This is a genomic window from Streptomyces griseoruber, from assembly GCF_001514205.1.
GTDB lineage: Bacteria > Actinomycetota > Actinomycetes > Streptomycetales > Streptomycetaceae > Streptomyces > Streptomyces griseoruber.
Genome location: NZ_KQ948805.1, coordinates 1 through 609 on the forward strand (window position 1 = coordinate 1; position 609 = coordinate 609).

At 71.4% G+C, this 609-nt stretch carries 1 protein-coding gene; it reads right to left on the reverse strand.

What is annotated here, in order from left to right; genetic code table 11:
• Positions 1 to 609 (reverse strand): ketoacyl-synthetase C-terminal extension domain-containing protein (locus AQJ64_RS44500; protein WP_169809764.1); only part of this gene is annotated, 609 nt, incomplete at both ends.

Genomic DNA, 609 nt, shown 5'->3' on the forward strand with positions numbered 1-609 from the left:
GTCAGCAGCTCGTGGTGGTCGGCGGTGAGGATCACCGCGCGGTGTTCCAGGACGGTCCTGGTGGTGGCCAGTGCCCGGGCGGCGTCGGCGAGGGAGAGGTCGGGGTGTGCCTCCACGAAGGCCGCCAGGTTCTCGGCCTGGGCCGGCAGTCCACCACCGGCCGCGGACAGCACCCACGGCAGCACCGACACCGCGCCCTCCCCGGTGCCCTCCGTGTCAGTGTCCTCCGTGTCAGCCGCCGTGTGAGGGGCCTGTTCGAGGATGACGTGGGCGTTGGTGCCGCTGATACCGAAGGACGACACACCCGCGCGCCGCGCACGGCCCGTCTCGGGCCATGCCCGCTCCTCGGCGAGCAACTCGATGTCCCCGCTCGCCCAGTCGACGTGGGAGGACGGCTCCTCGGCGTGCAGTGTGCGCGGCAGCACACCGTGCCCCATCGCCATCACCATCTTGATCACACCACCCACACCGGCCGCCGCCTGCGTGTGACCGATGTTCGACTTCAACGAACCCAGCAGCAGCGGCTCTTCACGCTCCTGGCCGTAGGTCGCCAGCAGGGCCTGCGCCTCGATCGGGTCCCCCAGCGGGGTGCCCGTGCCGTGTGCCTCG